The following is an 18,704-nucleotide window of genomic DNA, read 5'->3' as shown; positions in this document are numbered from 1 at the left end:
GGCCCTCCTAGCGTCGACGCCATGACCGCTACCGAACCGCACGTCGACGACGCTCCGGAGCTGAAGCAGCTCTATACCGATTTCGAGGCCGAGCACCTGAATCCGTTGTGGACTCAGCTCGGTGATCTGATGCCGATGACGCCGACGTCGCGGGCGGTGCCGTTCGTGTGGAAGTGGTCGACGTTGTACCCGTTGGCGCGGCGGGCCGGGGATCTGGTGCCGGTCGGCCGTGGTGGGGAGCGGCGGGCGATCGCCCTGGCGAACCCCGGCCTGGGTGGGGTGCCGTATGTGACGCCGACGTTGTGGGCGGCCATCCAGTATCTGGGCCCGAAGGAGGTGGCCCCCGAGCACCGGCACGCGCAGAACGCCTTCCGGTTCGTCGTCGAGGGGCAGGGGGTGTGGACGGTCGTCAACGGGGACCCGGTCGCGATGCGGCGCGGCGACTTCCTGCTGACCCCGGGCTGGCATTTCCACGGCCACCACAACGAAACCGATCAGCCGATGGCCTGGATCGACGGCCTGGACATCCCGTTCGTGCACTACACCGACACCGGGTTCTTCGAATTCGGATCCGAGAACGTCACCGACGACTCCACCCCGGATGTGTCCCGGTCGGAGCGGTTGTGGGCGCATCCGGGGCTGCGGCCGCTGGTCGGGTTGGACGCGAAGGCGTCGTCGCCGATCGCGGCGTACCGGTGGGAGCACACCGACGCCGCGCTGCGCGAGCAACTGGCATTGGAGGACGAGGGGTACGCGGCGACCACCGAACCCGGTCACGCCGCGGTCCGCTACACCAACCCGACCACCGGCGGCGACGTGATGCCCACGATCCGCGCCGAGTTCCACCGCCTGCGCGCCGGCGCCCGCACCCGGCCCCGCCGCGACGTCGGATCGACCGTCTACCAGGTGTTCGACGGTTCCGGCCGGTTCGTCCTCGACGGCGAGAACCGTGAGGTCGGCACGGGGGACATGATCGTCGTCCCGTCCTGGACGGAGTGGTCGATCGAGGCCGACACCGAGTTCGACCTGTTCGCGTTCTCCGACGCCCCCATCGTCGAGCGCCTGCACTTTGATCGCACCTACATCTCCGAAGGAGCCTGAAAATCCCATGAAGCTTGCCACCCTGCGCCGCGCCGGCGCCACCGTCGCCGTCCGCGTCGATTCCGACACCACCGCCACGATCATCGACGGGTACCCGGACCTGTCCGCCCTGCTGGCCGACCCTGACTGGAAAACCCTCGCGCAGAACGCGTCCGGTGCCACCGTCGATCTCGACGGGGCCGATTATTCCCCGGTGGTCCCGAACCCGGGGAAGATCATCTGCGTCGGCTTGAACTACGCCAACCACATCCAGGAGATGGGCCGGGATCTGCCCGAGTACCCGACCCTGTTCGCGAAGTTCAAGGAGGCGTTGACTGGTCCGTACGACGACGTGATCGTCCCCTCGTATGCCGCCGCCCAGTTGGATTGGGAGGGGGAGTTGGCGTTCGTCGTCGGCAGGCAGGCGTACCAGGTGCCGGAGGCGGACGCCGAGCAGTACATTGCCGGGTATTCGGTGATGAACGATTACACGATGCGCGACTACCAGTACCGGACGTTGCAGTGGGATCAGGGCAAGACGTTCGAGAAGACCAGTGGTTTCGGGCCGTTCCTGACGACCACCGACTCGTACACGTTCGGTGGGACCCTGGTCACGAAATTGGAGGGGCAGGTGGTGCAGTCCACCACCACCGATGATCTGGTGTTCACCCCGGCCAGGCTGGTGGAGTACATCTCGCACATCGTGACGTTGCAGCCCGGTGACGTGGTGATCACCGGCACCCCGGGCGGGGTGGGGCACGCCCGTAAGCCCGGTCTCTACGTTCAGGACGGGCAGACCGTCGAGGTCACCATCGAGGGCCTGGGCACCGTCCGCAACACGACGATCGTCAAGTAGGGGTGCACCCGGTGGGTTTCCACGATCTCGACTTGTCCGAGCGGCTGCTGATCGCGCGCCGCGGCACCGCGTACTTCGCGCAACGCCTCGCCGAGCTGTCCGACGAGCAGCTGTCCGAGCCGACCGGGTTGGCGGGGTGGTCGCGGCGACACCTGGTGGCGCACGTCGGCTATAACGCCGCCGCGTTGTGCCGGTTGCTGGACTGGGCAGCCACCGGGATCGAGACCCCGATGTATGCGTCGGTGGAGCAGCGGGGCCGGGAGATCGCCGAGGGTGCCACTCTGTCGGCGGCGGCGCTGCGGAACCTGTTCGACCACACCGTCGCCCGGCTCGACGAGAAGTGGCGTCACCTGCCCGCCTCGGCGTGGGATGCGCAGGTCCGGACCGCGCAGGGCCGTCTGGTGCCGGTGTCGGAGACGGCGTGGATGCGCACCCGCGAGGTGTGGATCCACGCCGTCGACCTCGGCAACGGCGGCCGGTTCGGCGACTTCCCCGACGTGGTCCTCGAGTCGCTGCTCACCGACATCGTCGGGATGTGGCGGCGCAAGGACCTCGGCGCCGGCCTGATACTCGCGGTCGACGGAGGTGAACCTGTTGCCGTGCAGCCGGATTCACCGCCGGTCGAGAAGGTGTCCGGACCCCTCGCCGCGGTCGTGCGGTGGGCCGCCGGACGCGGCACCGTCGGCGTGAACATCGCCGGTGAAGTCGGGGAACCGCCCCGTTGGCTTTGATTGACGAAGGCGATGATGTCTTGACTACGTGCAGGTTTGGCCATTGCTCCGGCTAGCCGGCGACGGGTACCCGTGTGCCGAGAGTGGTGGCGGCGCGACGGACTTCGGGGATCAGGTGGTCGATCTGGGTGTCGGTCAGTGTGTCGGCGGGTCCGGTGACGCCGAGGACGGCGACGAGGGTGCCGTCGGAGGCGCGGACCGGGGCGGTGACGGAGGCGATGCCGTAGAGGCGTTCGCTGACCGACACGGCGAAGCCATCGCTGCGGATCTTGTCGAGTTGGGCGAACAGTTCCGCTTTCGACACGGTCGCACCACTGGCCAATGCCATGTCGCCGATACCGCCGAGGATCTCGTCGACCTCCGCGGTGTCGAGATGAGCGAGGATCGTCTTCCCGGCGCCGCCCAGGTAGAGCGGCAGGCGCTCACCGACGGGGAGGATGTAGTTGAGCGGATGGTCGCTTTCCACCCGCGCGATGAGCACTCGGGAGGACTCGACCTTCACATACATCGACGCGGTGAACCCCGTACTCGCGGCGAGCTGCTGCAGCATGGGCTGGGCAAGGACACTGAGCGGGTTGGTGACCATGAACGCGTGCGCGACCGCGAGCGCAGCGGGCCCGGCGGTGTAGGTGTCGCCGATGCGGGCGGCGTACCCGCGTTCGAGGAGCACGCCGAGGATCCGTTGCACGGTGGCGACGTGCAGTGAGGCATGGCGGGCGACTTCGCTGAGCCGCAGGGGCTGCTTGGCCTCCTGGAGGACACCGAGCACGTCGAACGCGCGGTCCAGTGATCGCATGTTGTTGGTCGGCGCCGCCATGTTTCCTCCTCGATTCACCTACTTTCGATGAAACTTATCATTGTGCGATAAGCCTGTCAGCGGATGGCGGTCGCGTTGCAGGGCGAACCGACCCCGCCGACGAAGTTGAGCGGTTTGACGGTGACCAGGGCGTCCCAGGTGTGGGTGCGGCGGCTGTCCTCGACGAGTGCGGTGAGGTTCCACAGTTCGCCGAGGGGGACACCGAGTTTGCCGATCAGTTCCTGGTGCATCATGCCGGCATCCTCGGGGGCGGACTCCGTGAACGGGCTGTCGGGGAGGACGGGGAGAACTTCGACGGCGAAGGTGTCGGTGCCGAAGAGGGCGATCTTGTTGTTCCACAACCACTGTGCGAGGTAGCGGCTCTGTGCGAAGCCGGTGGAACGGCGGCCGGTCCGGACCTCGTTGCGTTGGTCGTCGGTGGCGGTGAGGTACCAGTGTGCCCAGCCGGTGTGGACGAGAATCAGGTCACCGCCGCGGATCTCGCAGCCTTGGCGCTGCGCGGCGGCGTCCAGGTCGGCAGGGTCGAGCGCCGGACCCTGGGTGTGGTCGAGGGGATGCCCGCGTTCGGCGTGAAGCGCTTCGAGGTCGAGGAGCAAGCCGCGGCCGACGATCGGGTCCTGCGACCAGGCCTGGATCCCGAGCGCCGGGGACCCTTCGGTGACCTGGTCGTCGGGAATACCGCCATAGAAGCCGTGCCCGGACACCCGTCGGTGGCGCAATCCGTCGAGGTGACTGCTGGCTTGCAGGTAGAAACCGTCGAGGAGGTCGTCGCGGGATTCGGCGTGCGCGGAGACGATGGTGTGCTTCGGCGCCGTGCGCGACCGGGCCATCGGTGGGTCGAACGCGCCGAGCGGATAGTCGAGGGCGAACACCGCACCCCGGGTGACCAGGGTGGCGGCGTCGCGGACCTGCCCGGGGCCGGCGAAGTTCGCCGTCCCCCGGCCCCGGTTGTCGAAGACTCCCCAACTCGACCCGGCCGGGGCGCCGTCGGTGCGGGCGCACAGGTCGGCGTAGGTGGAGTCGGCACCGATCGTGCTCATCCGCCTGGTCATCCGACGTGTTCGGCGGTGCGGGCGGGAGAGTCCTCGTTTCCGAGGGCGTCCTCCTCTCCGCCGTGGTGGAAGTACGACAAGACGAAGGCGAGCAGTCCGGCGATGCCTGCGGCACCGTAGGCGTAAGGGGCGAGCAGTTCCTCGACGTGGGTGACGACGACGCCGTCTCCGAGGATCAGTCCGACGGATTGGCCGAGCACGATCGCCAGTCCGCCGAGCAGGAACGCGACGACGCTGATGCGGAAGAGGGTAGAGAAGCTTTTCTGGAACATGACGTGTCCTGTCGCGGGATTAGACGGGGAGGAGGCCGAGGGCGATCAGTACCCCGATGCCGAGGATGGGAATGCAGTAGTACTTCAGGAGTGGCATGAAGATCTTCGACGGGTCGATCCGGGCGATACCGGAGGCGACGTAGATGGGAGCGCCCGAGGGCGGGGAGGCGCCCTCGGTGGACGCGAAGACCAAGACGGCGGCCGCGGCGACGGGGGCGGCGATACCGGTGCCGACCAGGGCGGCGACGGCGACGGGGCCGACCGAGGCCATGGTGGCAGAGGCGGTCAGCGGGATCGCGATGATGACGATGATGATCCCGACGAGGATCGCCATCAGCCAGGACGGTGCGCTGAGGCTTTCGAGCATCGCGGTCAGCTGCTGAGGCAGTTTCAGCTTGGCGAGCACCGCCGACGCGGAGAACGCGGCAACGATGGTGATACCGATGACGCCGAACTGGGGGGCGGCGTCGCCGAGGACTTTCCACCAGCCCGTGCTGGTTTTGGGCAGGTGCCGGCGCCCGAGGAAGAGCACCAGCAGGATCATCAGGACGGGGATCCAGGTGATCAGGCTCAGAGCACTCGACATCACCAGGTCGGTGTAGTGCGCGATGGGTGCGGCGATCGGACCGCGGGTGAGCAGCAGCGGGATCAGGATCGGGACGAACAGCAACAGCGAGGTCCACCCGACCCGCAGGCTCCGCTTGACCGGGATCCGGTCCTCCGGGGCGATCGGCTGCAGGCCGTTCTTGCGGACCAGGTAGTAGCTCAGCACCAGTCGGTAGCCGAGGCACCAGAGGCCGGCGATGGCGAGCGGAACGATGATGTCGTCCGCGGCCATCATCCCGGTGACGGTGCTCGACCCGACCAGGATGAACATGGTCGCACTGAACGGGAACGTCACGCCCATGCCCGCGCAGCCGGCGACCACCGTCGCGGACAGTTCGCCGCTCACGCCGGAGCGTTTCATCCACGGCACGGTGACCGAGCCGACCGCGGCGGTGACCGAGGCACCGACATGCGCAATGGCACCGAACATGCCGCCGGCGACGGTGGACGTGTAGATCGGGCCGCCGCGCAGGCGGCCGAGGAACGAGTTGAGGATGTCGATGAGCCGGTCCAGCACCGGGGTCTTCGCGAGGATGAAGCTCATGAAGATGAACGCCAGCCCGGCGAACGTCACTTCCTCCTGCATCGAATTGACGAAGCCCTCCCACATGTACTTCGGGGCGTCACGGCCGGCGAAGGCCCCGACGACGACGAACCCGACGATCATCGCCTCACCGATGTTGCGTTTGAGCACCGCATTCCAGAAGACGATGGACGCGATGAACGCCAGCAACGCCCAGATGGCAATCATGCCGCGACCTTACGGGCGGCGATGATCGCGGCGCGACGCTGCGCCTCGTCGGCTTCGACCGCCCGGCCACCCGCAAGGCTGGTGAACGCTTCGGCCGCCGGGATGATGATGACGCCGTCGTCGTCCGCGACGACCAGATCGCCGGGTGCGCAGACGACACCGCCGACCGCGACCGGGACGTCGATCTTGCCGGGGCCGTCCTTGTAGGGGCCGGACGGGTTCACCGCGCGGGCCCACACACCGAATCCGATCTCCTGCAGGACATCGATGTCGCGGGCGGCGCCGTCGATGATCATGCCGACGCAGCCGCGGGAGCGGGCGCGTTCGGCGATCAACTCACCCATCAAGGCCCGGTTCTGGTCGCCCTGTCCGTTGATGACAATCACCTCACCAGGCTGCACCTTCGCCAGCGCCTCGTGCAGCGCCTTGTTGTCGCCGGCCCGGGTCCACACCGTGCGGGCACGGCCGACGATCCGTGCACCCTTCCACATGGCATGGATACCCGAATCGACCATGCCCATGCGCTGGCGGGCGTCGCCGATGTTGGCGACCGGGAGCCCGGCGTAGGCCTCGAGCAACTCGTCGGTGGCGCGTCCATTCGCATCGGCGAGGGTGCGGTGCACCTCGGCCGTCGCGGACGCGAGGACCGGGCGGACCCCAAGGATGTCGAGGAGCTCGACCGAGGCGGCCGCCTCCACCGAGCGTCGGGCGGCGTGCTTGCGGGTGCCGTCCCGCAGCCGGTCCAGGGCCGAGAAGCTGCCGGACAGCTCACCGGCGATCTGCGCACGCACCCATTGCTCGGCGTCGGCAGCGATCCCGGCATCGACCGATTCGACGATCAACGCGCCGAGGCCCTTCATGAACGCGCTGCGCAGCAGCTTGCGGTTCGACGCGTCCCCGGGCGCACCGGAGATGTCCTCGACCGCGGCGCCGAGTGCCTCGAAATAGGCGGCCGCCGCGGTCGATCCGTCGCCACTGACCACCAGAGCGGTACGCGCCCCGTGGGCGGGGACGGACCCGACCACCGCGACATCGGCGAACGCAGCGCCTGCCGCGCCGACCACGTCGGCGACCTGCGCCTTGATCTCGGCCGGCGCGGCATTCATGTCCGCGTAGCAAATGCCGGCCGACAGATGCGGTGCGGCGTCGAGCGCCGCCCGCACCGCCACCTTCGCGCTGGTCAGACTCAGCACCAGATCCGCACCCCGCACGGTGTCGGCGACGTCGTCGAAGCGCAGCACTCCCGCGGGAGTGGCGGTGTCGGCCGGGTCGAACCCGGTCACCTCCCAGCCCTTCGCGAGGAATCCCGACGAGTAGAGACTTCCGGCTTCACCCAAGCCGAGGATCGCAACCTTCATAATTTCCTCTCATACTGTGATAACCTCTATCACATGATGCAGTAATGGTGGTCACACTGCATCGCCGTTGTCAAGGCATCGAGATGTGAGAGGGATTGATTGCGAAAGTGACCACCGCACGCGCGGACGGCTCAGGACCCCGCGCCTATTCGGCGTGCTGACGTGCAGGTTCGCATCTACCGTCGAGTGGGTTCGCGATTCGCACAGCAACGAGGATTTGCACGGGCCGGGGCACGAGAATCGAGGCTGACCGGGAATTCGTGCGCGCGGAGAGACAGGGGAGGACCGAAAATCCTGGAAGTCGCACGCATGTGAATGTGGGTGACCACGCCGAGGTGCATGCGGGCGCCACCTCGGAGTTCGTCATCGTGAGCAACGGCGGCGGGGACGCGAGCACCGAAGCGATCACACCGGTTGGCGCCAAACCGGTTGCGTGGGAGTGGGTGTCGCCGAAGAGGGGGTTCTTCCAGCCACCGAAGGAGTGGTACGCGGTGGGGACGGGGACGTCGATGCCGACCGTGCCGACCTCGACCTCGTTCAGGAACTGTCGGGCGGCGCCGCCGTCGTCGTTGGTGAAGATGGCGGTGCCATTGCCGAACTGGCTGGAGCGAGTGTCGCGCTAGTACGACGCCCGGCCACCGCTGGCGTCGTAGACGGCGCCGGTCGAGAAGCTGAGCGCTTCCGAGCACAGCCATGCGACGAGTTCGGCGATCTCTTCGGGCCGTCCCATCCGGGCCATCGGGGTCAGGCTCTGCGACCGCGCGAGGATCGCCGGGTCGGTGCCGGCATTCATCGGGCTCTCCACCGCGGCGGGTGCCACCACGTTGGCCAGGACACCGGTTTGCGCGACCTCCTTGCCGAGCGATTTCGTCAGCGCGATCACGGCGGCCTTCGACGCCGAGTAGGCGCTCTGGTTGGGATTCCCGTCCTTCGCCGCGATGCTCGCCAGATTCACGACCCGCCCCCAGCCGGCGCCGGTCATGGCCGGCACGAACGCGCGGCAGAGGAGGAATGTCCCGTCGACGTTGATCCGGAACGTGCGGCGCCAGTCCTCGAGGTCGACGTCCACCAGGGGAGCGGACGGTCCCACAACGCCGGCGCTGTTGACGAGGATGTCGACACGGCCGAGCCGGGCGGCGAGTTTCTCGACGGCGTCGGCGTCGGTGACGTCGAGGTGCTCGTCGGCCTCGGCGGCGACGTCGGCGGTGACGACGCGGACCCCGGCGTCGGTGAGGCGTTTCGCGCACGCCGCGCCGATTCCGCTCGCGCCGCCGGTGACGAGCGCGGTGGCGCCCTCGGGATACGTGGACATGGTGTTTTCTCCTCGCGACTGTGTGCGCATTAGTCTTGTTCTATGTGCGAAATCGGTATGATCCGTTTCACACTGTGTATGAATTGGAATATATGGGCTGAGCAACACTCGTCAAACTCGCCGAAGGGAATCCGATGGAGATTCGCTGGCTGCAAGCGTTCGTCGCCGTCGCCGAAGAACTGCATTTCGGCAGGGCCGCGGCGCGACTCCAGATGGCCCAGTCGCCGCTGAGTCAGACGGTGCGCAAACTCGAGAAGGACATCGGCGTGCCGTTGTTCGAGCGGAGCACCCGCAGTGTCGCCCTGACGTCGGCCGGACACACGTTCCTGCCGCACGCGTACCGGATTCTCGAGAGCGTCGACATCGCGCGGCAGGCCACCCGTGCGTCCGCCGGGGGCGTGTACGGCCGCATCAAGATCGGCTTCACGGGCGTGCTCAATCACCTGTCCCTGCCCCCGCTCACCCGCGCGCTCCGGCAGCGCTACCCCGACATCGAACTCACCCTCGTCGGGCGCATCATGACCCGTGACGCCATCACCCAACTGGACAGTGGTGCACTCGATCTCGCGTTCGTCGGCCTTCCCGTCGAGACGGCCTCGGTGTCCACCCGGTTGATCCGCCGCGAGCCGTTCGGGGCCGTGCTCCCGGCGGACCACCCGCTCGCGTCCGAGCCGGAGATCGATCTGCGCGACCTGGCCGAAGACGGCTTCGTCACGACACCGCTGTCGGCCGGTTCGGCATTGCAGGAGGTCGCGATGCGGGCCTGCGTCGATGCGGGGTTCCGTCCCCGCGTGGTGCAGGAGATCACCGATCCGTACATGATCCTGATGCTGGTGGCGACGGGTGTCGGCGTGGCGCTCATGACGTCGGGCATTGCCGCGCTCACGCCCCCGGGCACGGTGTTCGTGCCGCTCACCGGCGAGCCGATCTACATGAACCACGGTCTCGCCTGGTCACCGCGTCGGGTCTCCGACGCGCTCCGGGTGGCCCTCGCGGTCTCGGAGGACATTCTCCCGACTCCCGATTAGGACATTTTCGGTCTATATCTAAGACTTTTTTTGCGCTGGACTGCGCATAGTTCGCCATGACACGCTCGTCACGGTCCGGAACTTCGTGTGAGGTGGATCACCTCCGAAGGAAGCCTCGCGGCGCACCGGATCCTTGGGACGAAAGGAACACCATGGCAAGCACTTCCACTCGCGACACCGGGGGACAACCGAACGAGAACGCCCGCCGGGCCGCCGTCTCGGGATTCCTCGGCAGCACGCTGGAGTACTACGACTTCTTCATCTACGGATCCGCGGCGGCGCTGGTCTTCCCGCGAATCTTCTTCCCGGGCGGAGGAGCCACGGCGACCCTGCTGTCGATCGGCACGCTCGGCGTGGCGTACATCGCGCGTCCACTCGGCGCAGTGCTGTGGGGGCATCTCGGGGATCGATACGGGCGCAAGAATTCGCTGCTGGCGTGCCTCCTGCTCATGGGTATCGCGACCGTGGTCGTCGGCTGCCTGCCCACGTACGACCAGATCGGTATCGCCGCGCCCATCATCCTGGTGCTCCTGCGATTGCTGCAGGGCCTGTCCGCCGGTGGCGAATCGCCAGGATCGTCCGCGCTGACGCTCGAACACGCACCGGACGACCGTCGTTCGTTCTACACCTCGTTCACCATGAGCGGCATCATGTTCGGCATCGTCATCTCGAGCCTGGTGTTCATTCCCGTGGCCGCGCTGCCGGACGACGCGCTCTACTCGTGGGGCTGGCGTGTGCCCTTCCTGCTCAGCATCTTCGTGACGGGTGTTGCGGTCTGGCTGCGTCGCAAGCTCGACGAGCCGGAGGTCTTCGAAGAGCTGAAGGAACACGACGACACGGCGGGCATCCCCGTCGTCGAGATGTTCCGCTCGCACTGGCGCACCGTGATCCGCATCAGCCTCAGCGCGACGTTCGCGATGATCAACACCATCGTCAACGTCTTCGCGCTGGCCTACGCCGTGCAGGTCGCCGGGCTCGAACGCTCCACGATGCTGTGGGCCATCGCCACCGCCAACTTCGTCGCGGTCCTCACCCAGCCGCTGTTCGGAATGCTCGCCGACCGGATCGGCCGCAAACCGGTGTTCGTGACGGGCGCCGTCGGCGCCGCGGGCATGGTGTTCGTGTTCTTCCACGCGATCGGAACCGGCAGCGCGCCGATGGTGTTCGCGGCAGGCATCGTCCTGATCGGCCTGTTCTATGCGATGCCCAACGGCGTGTACCCGGCGTACTTCCCCGAGCAGTTCCCCGCCAAGGTCCGGTACACCGGAATGGCCGTGAGCCTCATGCTCGGACTGTTGGTCGCCGGCTTCACCCCGGCCATCGCGCAGTGGCTGTCGGCGGGAGACACCGCGAACTGGACCCCGGTCGCCTGGATGTGCCTGGGCTTCGCGCTGCTGTCGTCGGTCGCCGCACTCACCGGTCCCGAGACCTACCGCACCCCCACCGAGCAGCTCGGCGAACCCGGCACGACGACGGTCGGCGCCCGGCACCAGACGCTCGTCCGCAACGACGCCTGACCGGCCCCGCCCTTCACTGCAGGAGATTGTCATGCACCCCGTATCCACCCGGCACCGGATCCGCCTCGTCGGGGCAGGGATCGCCACGTCCCTGTCGCCGGCGCTGCACGAACACGAGGCCGCCGCCCTCGGCCTGACCGACTACCGCTACGACCTGATCGACGTCGCGGCGGAGGGCATCCCCGTCGACGACTCCGGCGACACGCTGCGGCAGGCCGTCGCAGCCGGTTGCACCGGACTCAACATCACCCACCCGTGCAAGCAGGTGGTCGTCGACTCCCTCGACGAATTATCCGACAACGCGCGACTTCTCGGTGCCGTCAACACCGTCGTCGTCCGCGACGGGCGGTTGATCGGTCACAACACCGACCACAGCGGATTCCTCGCGGCGCTGCGCCGGGGACTGCCCGATGCCAGGCTCGGCCGCGTCGTCCTCGCCGGTGCGGGCGGTGCCGGTTCGGCCGTCGCCTACGCGCTCGCCGCCGCCGGGGTGACGGACCTGCGGGTCGCCGACCTCGACCCGGCCCGTGCCGCGGACGTCTGCGCGCGCCTCGCGGCGGCGTTCCCGCAGACACGAGTCACGGCCATCCCCCTCGACGCGATCGAAGCGAACCTGGAGCACTGCGACGGCGTCGTCAACGCCTCTCCGATCGGCATGGTCGGACATCCGGGAACGCCGTTCGACACCGACGCGCTCCATCCCGGACTGTGGGTCGCCGACATCGTCTACCGCCCGCTGCGGACCGAACTCGTTACGGCAGCAACCGCTCTCGGCTGCGACGTGCTCGACGGCGGTCAGATGCTCGTCGCTCAGGCGGCCGACACGTTCGCCCTCCTCACCGGAGTCACGCCCGACCCCGACCGCATGCGACGTCACCTGGGCGAACTGCTCGCCGATCAGTGCGCCCCGACCGCTCTCGAGGAGTCCCGATGACCGCGCGTCCGTTCGCCGCACCACTCGACCTGGGTAACGTGCGACTGCGCAACCGCTTCGTGTCCGCGCCGATGGAGCGCAACTACTGCGAGGTCGACGGCACGATGACCGACGACTACGTCGCGTACCTCGAGCGCCGTGCGGCGGGCGGTGCCGCTCTCGTCTTCACCGAGGCCAGCTACGTGCGGGCCGACGGCAAGGGCCGTATCCGGCAGATGGGCGTGGACGTCGACGAACGCATCCCGGGCATCGCGAAGATGGCCGCGGCGATCCACGCGCAGGGTGCGCTCACCGGCGTCGAACTCAATCACGGCGGCCGCACCGCGCAGGGTTCCGTCAGCGGATTCGTCCCCGTCGCACCGTCGCCGATCCCGTGCGCGGTGGTCGGCGGCGAAATGCCCGAGCAACTCGACGGCGACGACATCGAGCACATCATCGAATGCTTCGGTGAGGCCGCCGCGCGCTGTCAGCGGGCCGGGGTCGACGTGATCTCGCTGCACGGCGGTCACGGCTACCTCATCCACCAGTTCCTCTCGCCGGCGTACAACCACCGCGACGACGAGTGGGCCGACCCGACGCTGTTCGTCAACAAGGTGATCGACGCCGTGCGCACGATGGCACCGGGTATCGCTCTCGGACTGCGGTTCTCGGCGTTCGAGGCCGTCGACGGCGGTCTCGACGCCGAGACGACCCGCGCCCGGATCGACGCGATCGACACCGACCGGCTCGACTTCCTCGACGTCTCCGCCGGCAACTACGAAGCCGGGCAGTGGATCATCCAACCCGGCGAGTGGCCCCGCGGCCTCCTCGCCCCGTACTCCGAGCAGTACACGCGGGACTTCGACCTCCCCGTCGGGGTCGCAGGCCGGATCAACTCACCCGAGGTCGCGGCGCAGATCATCGAATCGGGGCAGGCCGACTTCGTCAGCATGGCCCGCACCCTGCACGCCGACCCGGACTTCCCGAACCGCGCGCTGGACGGCGGCCGGTACCGGCCCTGCATCGCCTGCAACTACTGCATCGACAGCCTCGCCGCCGGACCCGTTCCGTGCTCGGTCAATCCGTGGGTGGGCCGCGAACTCGAGCAGCCGTCGAAACCGGCGGACGTGGCGGTGCGTGTCGCCGTTGTCGGCGGTGGCCCGTCGGGGATGGCGGCCGCCCGCGACCTCGCGCTCGCCGGGCACCGCGTCGACCTGTACGACGAACGTGGCAGTCTCGGTGGCGATTTCGCGCTGGCCTCGCGACTGCACGAGTACCCCGAGTACTCACGGATCGTCGACTGGTACCTCGGCGAGATCGCCGACCTCGACATCACCTGCCACACCGGCACGCGGGTCGACGCCGCCGCACTGGCGGAACTCGACTTCGACGCCGTCGTGCTCGCGACGGGCGGCCGCGGACCCGAGGTCGACCTCCCCGGGGCCGACACCCGGAGGGTCCGCGACGTTCGCGAGTTCCTGGAATCCGGAGACCCGGCACCCGAGGCGATCACGATCTTCGGCGCCGACCGGGAAGCGGCCGCGGTCGCCGACGACCTGCTCCAGCACGGCACGAAGGTGGTCATGATCGGCCCGCAGGAGACGATCGCCCACGACGTCGGCCGGCGCGGAAAGATCGTGCTGCTGCCGCGGCTCGCGGCGAGTGCGAACCTCACCACCCACCTGTCGTCGATCGTGACTCGGATCGAGGAAGACCGGGTGGTGATCTCGACCGCCGGAGAAGAGCGGGTGGTCGACGCCCCCGGCGAACTGCTGATCTCGCACGGTGTCGAACCGCGCACCGACCTGCTCGCCGCAGTGCGGTCGCTGGCACTGCGACTCGGCGTCCACACGGTCGGTGACGCGAGTGGCGACGGCGGCTCGATCCACGCCGCTCTCGTCACCGCAGCCGACGTCGCCGCGAAGATCACCGCGGCCGCCGATGCGCGCGAGGAGGTCAGCGCATGATGGACATTCCGCCCCTCGGTCTGGGGACCTGGCCACTGACCGGCCCGGACGCCACCCGGGCCGTGCTGTCCGGCATCGAGGCCGGCTACCGGCTCGTCGACACCGCCACGGTCTACGACAACGAGGACGCCGTGGGGGTTGCGCTCGCGGAGTGCGGACTGCCCCGCGAGGAGCTGTTCGTCACCACGAAACTGCGTGGGAGCGATCACGTGTCGGGTGACATCCGCGGCGCGGTCGAGCGCAGCCTGAAGACTCTGGGACTCGATCGGCTCGACCTGTTCCTCATCCACTGGCCGCTGCCACGCCACGACCGGTACGTGGCGGCGTTCGACGCGATGCTCGCGTGCCGCGACGCCGGCCTCGTCCGCTACGTCGGCGTCTCCAATTTCCTGGAGAAGCACCTGCGTCGCGTCGTCGCCGAGACCGGAGAAGCGCCCGCGGTCAACCAGATCCAGATGGACCCGTCGCTCGCCCGGCTGCCGGTCCGGCGCGCCGACGACGAACTCGGCGTGTTCACGCAGTCGTGGAGCCCACTGGGCCGCGGCGAGGTTCTCGGCTCACCCACGGTCACCGACATCGCCCGGCGCCTCGACCGCACCCCCGCGCAGGTGGTCCTGGCCTGGCACTTCGCGCAGGGTGTCGTGCCGATCGCGAGATCCGCGAATCCCGCCCGCCAGGCCGAGAACCTGGCCGCCCTCGACGTGCGGCTCACCGCCGCGGACGTCGACGCCCTGAACCGTCTCGACCGCGGCGAATCCGCGGCCCGGGACGTCGAAACGGAGGAGCACTACTGATGGCACTACGTATCGGCATCGTCGGCTGCGGAAAGATCGCCGGCAACCACGCGCGGGCCCTGCAGCAGGTGCCCGGCGTCGACGTGGTCGGCTGCTGCGACCCCGACGTCGACCGCGCCCGCGAGTTCGCGGACGCACACGGTATCGCGCGGGCCGTCGGTTCGGTGGAGGAGTTGATCGCCCTCGGCCTCGATGCGTGCACCGTCTGCACCCCGCATCCGGTGCACGAGCAGGTGGTCGTCGCGGCCGCCGAGGCCGGGATCCACGTGCTGTGCGAGAAGCCGATCGCGGTCGACGTCGCCGCGGCAGACCGGATGATCGCGGCCGCCGACCGCGCCGCCATCACGTTCGGTGTGCTGTTCCAGCGCCGGTTCTGGCCGGCCGCGAAACGCATCAGGACGGCCATCGACGACGGCCGGATCGGCGTTCCGGTACTCGGTGAGGCGTCGGTGCTCCTGCACCGCCCGTCGTCCTACTACTCCGCCGACGAGTGGCGCGGACGGTGGGACACCGACGGCGGCGGAGTCCTGATGACACAGGCCGTCCACCAGATCGACATGCTCCAATGGTTCATGGGTGAGGCCGTCTCGGTAAGCGGCTTCATCCGCACCCACACGCACGGCGACCACATCGAGACCGAGGACAGTGCGTCCGCCGTCGTCTCGTTCGCGTCGGGCGGCACGGCGACCGTCACCGCGACCACCGGCGCCAACCACAACCTCGGCAACCGGGTCACCGTGATCGGGCAGACCGGTGCGATTGCGAGCGTCCTCGAGTTCCCGGAGGGCCGGGAGGGCGTCAACGAGATCTGGACGGTCCCCGGAGAAGTCGAGTTCCGCACCCCGTTCGGCCCCGGCGTCCGTGCCAATCTCGACGTCACGGAAGTCAACGCCGGACTCGCCGACTTCCACACACTCCAGGTGCACGACTTCGCGGACGCCGTCCTGACGGGTCGCGACCCCGCCGTCACCGGACGTGACGCGCGCGCCTCGCTGGCGATCATCGCGGCGATCTACGAGTCCTCGCGCACCGGCCGGGTCGTCGACCTCACGCCCGCACCGAGTTTCGCAACAACATCCGCTCAGGAGACGCTATGACCCCCGAACACACCACCGCCACCTATGACGTCGTCGTCATCGGCTCCGGAGCGGGCGGTCTGTCCGCCGCCGTCGCCGCAGCCGACGGGGGCGCCTCCGTCCTCGTCGTCGAGAAGGCGGACACGTGCGGCGGCGCGACGGCATGGTCCGGCGGCTGGATGTGGGCGCCGCGGAACCTGTTCGCGCAGGCGGACGGCGTGAACGAGGACCGCTCGCTGCCGCGCACCTATCTCGAGCACCGACTCGGCGAGAACTTCGACGCCGCCAAGGTCGACGCCCTGCTCGACGGAGCACCCGAGATGGTCGAGTTCTTCGAGAAGAAGACGGCGCTGCAGTTCGTTCCGGGCGCGAAGATCGCCGACATCCACGGCGACACACCGGGTGCGGGCACGGGGCACCGCTCCGTCGGGCCGAAGCCGGTGGGCCTCCGGAAACTCGGCCCCGACGTCGCGGCGCTGCTCCGACGGCAGCTCTACGAGACCTCGTTCCTCGGCATGGGCATCATGGCCGGCCCGGACCTGCAGGCCTTCCTGCACTCGACGCGTTCGGCGAAGGCGTTCGTGCATTGCGCCCGTAGGGTGTCCACGCACCTGCTCGACCTCGCCACCACACGCCGCGGCCAGCAACTCGTCAACGGCACCGCACTCGTCGGCCGGCTGCTGCGGTCGGCGCTCGACGCCGGCGTCGAGATTCGCGTGAGCACGGCCGCCACCGCGCTGACCACCGACTCCGCGGGCAGTGTCACCGGTGTCCGGCTGGAGGGCCCGGACGGGGCCTACTCCGTGTCCGCCCGCCGCGGAGTCGTCCTCGCGACGGGCGGCTTCAGTCGCGACGTCGACCGGCGCCGCGAACTCTTCCCCCGCACGCCCACGGGCCGTGAACACTGGACCCTCACCCCGCCCACGACCACCGGCGACGGCATCACCCTCGGCGAGTCGGTCGGCGGGCGACTCGACCGCTCGGTCGCATCGCCGGTGGCGTACTGCCCGGTGTCGATCATCCGATACCGCAACGGCAAGGAGGGCGTGTTCCCGCACATCCTCGACCGCGGAAAGCCCGGCGCCATCGGCGTTCTCGCCGACGGCCGCCGCTTCGTCAACGAGGCCCTCGGCTACCACGACTACACTCTTGCGATGGTCGACCAGGTCCCCGACGGCGACGAGGTCTGCTCCTGGTTGATCGCCGACCAGCGGTACCTGCGGTACTTCCCGCTCGGCATGGCCAAGCCGCTGCCGATCCCCACGTGGCCGTACCTGAAGTCCGGCTACCTCACCCGCGGCCGCACGGTGCGCGAGCTGGCCGAGAAGATCGGCGTCGACCCCGACGGCCTGGAGAAGACGGTCGCAGCGTTCAACGAGGGCGCCCGCGACGGCGTCGACCCCGAGTTCGGTCGTGGCACCACGCCGTTCACCATCGGGTCCGGGGACGCCGACAATCTATGGCCCAACGCCTCCCTCGCACCGCTCGAGGAGGGCCCGTTCTACGCGGTCAAGGTGGTGCCCGGCAGCTTCGGCACGTTCGCCGGTCTGGTCACCGACGCGACGTCCCGGGTGCTGAACGACGACGACCAGCCGATCGACGGGTTGTTCGCCGTCGGGGTCGACCAGTCCAGCGTCATGGGCGGCCACTACCCGTCCGGCGGCATCAACCTCGGCCCGGCCATGACCTTCGGCTACCTCACCGGTCGCCGCCTCGCCTCGACGACAGGAGATCAGCGATGACCGCCCCACTCGGCCTCGCCGCACTCACCGTGCTCGACACCGCGCCGCTGCAGCAGGTGGACCTCGCCGAGAAGCACGGCTTCGACACCATTGGCATCCGGCTGCTGCCCGCCGCGCCCGGCACCACCGCCTACCCGCTGCACGAGGACGACGCCGCCCTCGACGCGCTGATCCGTCGTCTCGACGATTCGCCGATAGAGGTGTTCGACCTCGAAATCATCCGGCTGGGAGCCGATTTCGACCCGAAGTCGTACGTTCCGCTGCTCGAGGCGGGCGCACGCCTCGGTGCGAAGGCCGTGCTCGTCGGCGGCGACGACCGCGACCGCGCCCGGCTCACCGACTCCTACGCCCGGCTGGCGGAACTGTGCGCGCAGTACGGCATCGTCGCGAGCCTCGAGTTCATGCCGTGGACGGCCGTGCCCGACGCGACCACCGCGGTCGAGATCGTGTCGCAGGCCGACGGGCCGGCGCGCAGCGTGCTCGTGGACGGGCTGCACGCCGGACGGTCGAGCACCACGCTCGACGACCTGGCGGCGATCCCGCGGGCATGGCTGCACTACGCCCAGATGTGCGACGGCTCGGTGCCCGCGCCCACGGACGACGCCGAACTGATCCGTCAGGCCCGCGAGGAGCGCCTCGTTCCGGGGTCGGGCGGCATCCCGCTCGCCGACATCTGGTCGACGTTGCCTGCGGGTCTCCCGGTGAGCATCGAACTCCCCAACGAGCCGCTCCGGCGGGCCGCCGGCACGGACGCGTGGCTCGCGCGGCTGGTCGCCGCCACCCGGGAGGTGCTCGCGCAGGTTCCGGTGGCAACCGGACGCTGAAGGTCCGG

The 18,704-nt window shown here is 68.9% G+C and carries 17 protein-coding genes and 1 pseudogene; 11 read left to right on the top strand and 7 right to left on the bottom strand.

Features of this window, described 5'->3' with window-relative positions; genetic code table 11:
* Positions 1-21 precede the first annotated feature (21 nt).
* The 3 genes from ACLIVD_RS28160 to ACLIVD_RS28150 are packed head-to-tail and all read left to right on the top strand — an operon-like array spanning position 22 to position 2,667.
* A complete protein-coding gene (locus ACLIVD_RS28160; RefSeq protein ID WP_491930996.1) occupies positions 22-1,101 on the top strand; it encodes a cupin domain-containing protein in 1,080 nt (359 codons plus the stop codon).
* A gap of 7 nt (positions 1,102-1,108) precedes the next feature.
* Positions 1,109-1,936 (top strand): fumarylacetoacetate hydrolase family protein, encoded by an 828-nt coding sequence (locus ACLIVD_RS28155; RefSeq protein WP_491930995.1) that lies wholly within the window; start codon positions 1,109-1,111, stop codon positions 1,934-1,936.
* Between the two features lie 11 nt (positions 1,937-1,947).
* Entirely contained in the window at positions 1,948-2,667 is a 720-nt protein-coding gene (locus ACLIVD_RS28150) for a maleylpyruvate isomerase family mycothiol-dependent enzyme (protein ID WP_491930994.1), read from the top strand.
* 52 nt (positions 2,668-2,719) lie between these two features.
* Here ACLIVD_RS28150 and ACLIVD_RS28145 read toward each other — a convergent pair whose 3' ends face one another.
* From ACLIVD_RS28145 to ACLIVD_RS28115, 7 genes and pseudogenes are all read right to left on the bottom strand, one after another.
* Positions 2,720-3,484: an IclR family transcriptional regulator gene (locus ACLIVD_RS28145; RefSeq protein WP_283331128.1), complete on the bottom strand. Its 765-nt coding sequence runs from the start codon at positions 3,482-3,484 to the stop codon at positions 2,720-2,722.
* A 56-nt stretch (positions 3,485-3,540) separates the two neighbouring features.
* The gene (locus ACLIVD_RS28140) at positions 3,541-4,524 is read right to left on the bottom strand and encodes a cyclase family protein (RefSeq protein ID WP_491930993.1); all 984 of its coding nucleotides are present in this window, start codon (positions 4,522-4,524) and stop codon (positions 3,541-3,543) included.
* Between the two features lie 8 nt (positions 4,525-4,532).
* Positions 4,533-4,808 (bottom strand): hypothetical protein, encoded by a 276-nt coding sequence (locus ACLIVD_RS28135; RefSeq protein WP_005560578.1) that lies wholly within the window; start codon positions 4,806-4,808, stop codon positions 4,533-4,535.
* 19 nt (positions 4,809-4,827) lie between these two features.
* Positions 4,828-6,165 (bottom strand): TRAP transporter large permease subunit, encoded by a 1,338-nt coding sequence (locus ACLIVD_RS28130; protein ID WP_005250744.1) that lies wholly within the window; start codon positions 6,163-6,165, stop codon positions 4,828-4,830.
* Positions 6,162-7,523, bottom strand: coding sequence for an RraA family protein (locus tag ACLIVD_RS28125; protein WP_283331131.1), 1,362 nt, complete (start codon positions 7,521-7,523; stop codon positions 6,162-6,164). The genes ACLIVD_RS28130 and ACLIVD_RS28125 overlap by 4 nt, the downstream gene beginning before the upstream one ends.
* 427 nt (positions 7,524-7,950) lie before the next feature.
* A pseudogene (locus tag ACLIVD_RS28120) lies at positions 7,951-8,130 on the bottom strand (aldehyde dehydrogenase family protein); the annotation flags it as partial.
* Positions 8,131-8,142: 12 nt separating this feature from the next.
* Entirely contained in the window at positions 8,143-8,835 is a 693-nt protein-coding gene (locus ACLIVD_RS28115) for an SDR family NAD(P)-dependent oxidoreductase (RefSeq protein WP_491930992.1), read from the bottom strand.
* Between the two features lie 134 nt (positions 8,836-8,969).
* On the opposite strand from ACLIVD_RS28115, the gene ACLIVD_RS28110 reads away from it, so the two are divergent.
* The 8 genes from ACLIVD_RS28110 to ACLIVD_RS28075 all read left to right on the top strand — a co-directional run bounded on the left by ACLIVD_RS28110 (position 8,970) and on the right by ACLIVD_RS28075 (position 18,696).
* Positions 8,970-9,863, top strand: coding sequence for a LysR family transcriptional regulator (locus ACLIVD_RS28110; protein ID WP_005252314.1), 894 nt, complete (start codon positions 8,970-8,972; stop codon positions 9,861-9,863).
* Positions 9,864-10,015: 152 nt separating this feature from the next.
* On the top strand, positions 10,016-11,380 hold the full coding sequence (locus ACLIVD_RS28105) for an MFS transporter (RefSeq protein WP_491930991.1): 1,365 nt from the start codon (positions 10,016-10,018) through the stop codon (positions 11,378-11,380).
* A gap of 31 nt (positions 11,381-11,411) precedes the next feature.
* A complete protein-coding gene (locus tag ACLIVD_RS28100) occupies positions 11,412-12,314 on the top strand; it encodes a shikimate dehydrogenase (RefSeq protein ID WP_491930990.1) in 903 nt (300 codons plus the stop codon).
* Positions 12,311-14,260, top strand: coding sequence for an oxidoreductase (locus ACLIVD_RS28095; RefSeq protein ID WP_491930989.1), 1,950 nt, complete (start codon positions 12,311-12,313; stop codon positions 14,258-14,260). The genes ACLIVD_RS28100 and ACLIVD_RS28095 overlap by 4 nt, the downstream gene beginning before the upstream one ends.
* On the top strand, positions 14,257-15,054 hold the full coding sequence (locus ACLIVD_RS28090) for an aldo/keto reductase (RefSeq protein ID WP_477953619.1): 798 nt from the start codon (positions 14,257-14,259) through the stop codon (positions 15,052-15,054). The genes ACLIVD_RS28095 and ACLIVD_RS28090 overlap by 4 nt, the downstream gene beginning before the upstream one ends.
* Positions 15,054-16,151: a Gfo/Idh/MocA family protein gene (locus ACLIVD_RS28085; RefSeq protein WP_491930988.1), complete on the top strand. Its 1,098-nt coding sequence runs from the start codon at positions 15,054-15,056 to the stop codon at positions 16,149-16,151. Before ACLIVD_RS28090 ends, ACLIVD_RS28085 begins: the two co-directional genes overlap by 1 nt.
* Positions 16,148-17,872 carry an FAD-dependent oxidoreductase gene (locus tag ACLIVD_RS28080; protein ID WP_491930987.1) on the top strand — a complete coding sequence of 575 codons (1,725 nt, stop codon included), beginning with the start codon at positions 16,148-16,150 and terminating at the stop codon, positions 17,870-17,872. The genes ACLIVD_RS28085 and ACLIVD_RS28080 overlap by 4 nt, the downstream gene beginning before the upstream one ends.
* The gene (locus tag ACLIVD_RS28075) at positions 17,869-18,696 is read left to right on the top strand and encodes a sugar phosphate isomerase/epimerase family protein (RefSeq protein WP_477953616.1); all 828 of its coding nucleotides are present in this window, start codon (positions 17,869-17,871) and stop codon (positions 18,694-18,696) included. The genes ACLIVD_RS28080 and ACLIVD_RS28075 overlap by 4 nt, the downstream gene beginning before the upstream one ends.
* Positions 18,697-18,704 lie beyond the last annotated feature (8 nt).

The sequence above is a fragment of the Rhodococcus sp. G6(2025) genome, assembly GCF_058628105.1.
The sequence above is the reverse complement of the archived record's forward strand: the minus strand, read 5'-3'. Positions and strand labels throughout refer to the sequence as shown.

Bases quoted from the DNA above. Each gene is read 5' to 3' on its own strand.
- ACLIVD_RS28160 (WP_491930996.1), top strand. From the start codon at position 22: ATGACCGCTACCGAACCGCACGTCGACGACGCTCCGGAGCTGAAGCAG.
- ACLIVD_RS28155 (WP_491930995.1), top strand. From the start codon at position 1,109: ATGAAGCTTGCCACCCTGCGCCGCGCCGGCGCCACCGTCGCCGTCCGC.
- ACLIVD_RS28145 (WP_283331128.1), bottom strand. From the start codon at position 3,484: ATGGCGGCGCCGACCAACAACATGCGATCACTGGACCGCGCGTTCGAC.
- ACLIVD_RS28140 (WP_491930993.1), bottom strand. From the start codon at position 4,524: ATGAGCACGATCGGTGCCGACTCCACCTACGCCGACCTGTGCGCCCGC.
- ACLIVD_RS28135 (WP_005560578.1), bottom strand. From the start codon at position 4,808: ATGTTCCAGAAAAGCTTCTCTACCCTCTTCCGCATCAGCGTCGTCGCG.
- ACLIVD_RS28130 (WP_005250744.1), bottom strand. From the start codon at position 6,165: ATGATTGCCATCTGGGCGTTGCTGGCGTTCATCGCGTCCATCGTCTTC.
- ACLIVD_RS28125 (WP_283331131.1), bottom strand. From the start codon at position 7,523: ATGAAGGTTGCGATCCTCGGCTTGGGTGAAGCCGGAAGTCTCTACTCG.
- ACLIVD_RS28115 (WP_491930992.1), bottom strand. From the start codon at position 8,835: ATGTCCACGTATCCCGAGGGCGCCACCGCGCTCGTCACCGGCGGCGCG.
- ACLIVD_RS28110 (WP_005252314.1), top strand. From the start codon at position 8,970: ATGGAGATTCGCTGGCTGCAAGCGTTCGTCGCCGTCGCCGAAGAACTG.
- ACLIVD_RS28105 (WP_491930991.1), top strand. From the start codon at position 10,016: ATGGCAAGCACTTCCACTCGCGACACCGGGGGACAACCGAACGAGAAC.
- ACLIVD_RS28100 (WP_491930990.1), top strand. From the start codon at position 11,412: ATGCACCCCGTATCCACCCGGCACCGGATCCGCCTCGTCGGGGCAGGG.
- ACLIVD_RS28095 (WP_491930989.1), top strand. From the start codon at position 12,311: ATGACCGCGCGTCCGTTCGCCGCACCACTCGACCTGGGTAACGTGCGA.
- ACLIVD_RS28090 (WP_477953619.1), top strand. From the start codon at position 14,257: ATGATGGACATTCCGCCCCTCGGTCTGGGGACCTGGCCACTGACCGGC.
- ACLIVD_RS28085 (WP_491930988.1), top strand. From the start codon at position 15,054: ATGGCACTACGTATCGGCATCGTCGGCTGCGGAAAGATCGCCGGCAAC.
- ACLIVD_RS28080 (WP_491930987.1), top strand. From the start codon at position 16,148: ATGACCCCCGAACACACCACCGCCACCTATGACGTCGTCGTCATCGGC.
- ACLIVD_RS28075 (WP_477953616.1), top strand. From the start codon at position 17,869: ATGACCGCCCCACTCGGCCTCGCCGCACTCACCGTGCTCGACACCGCG.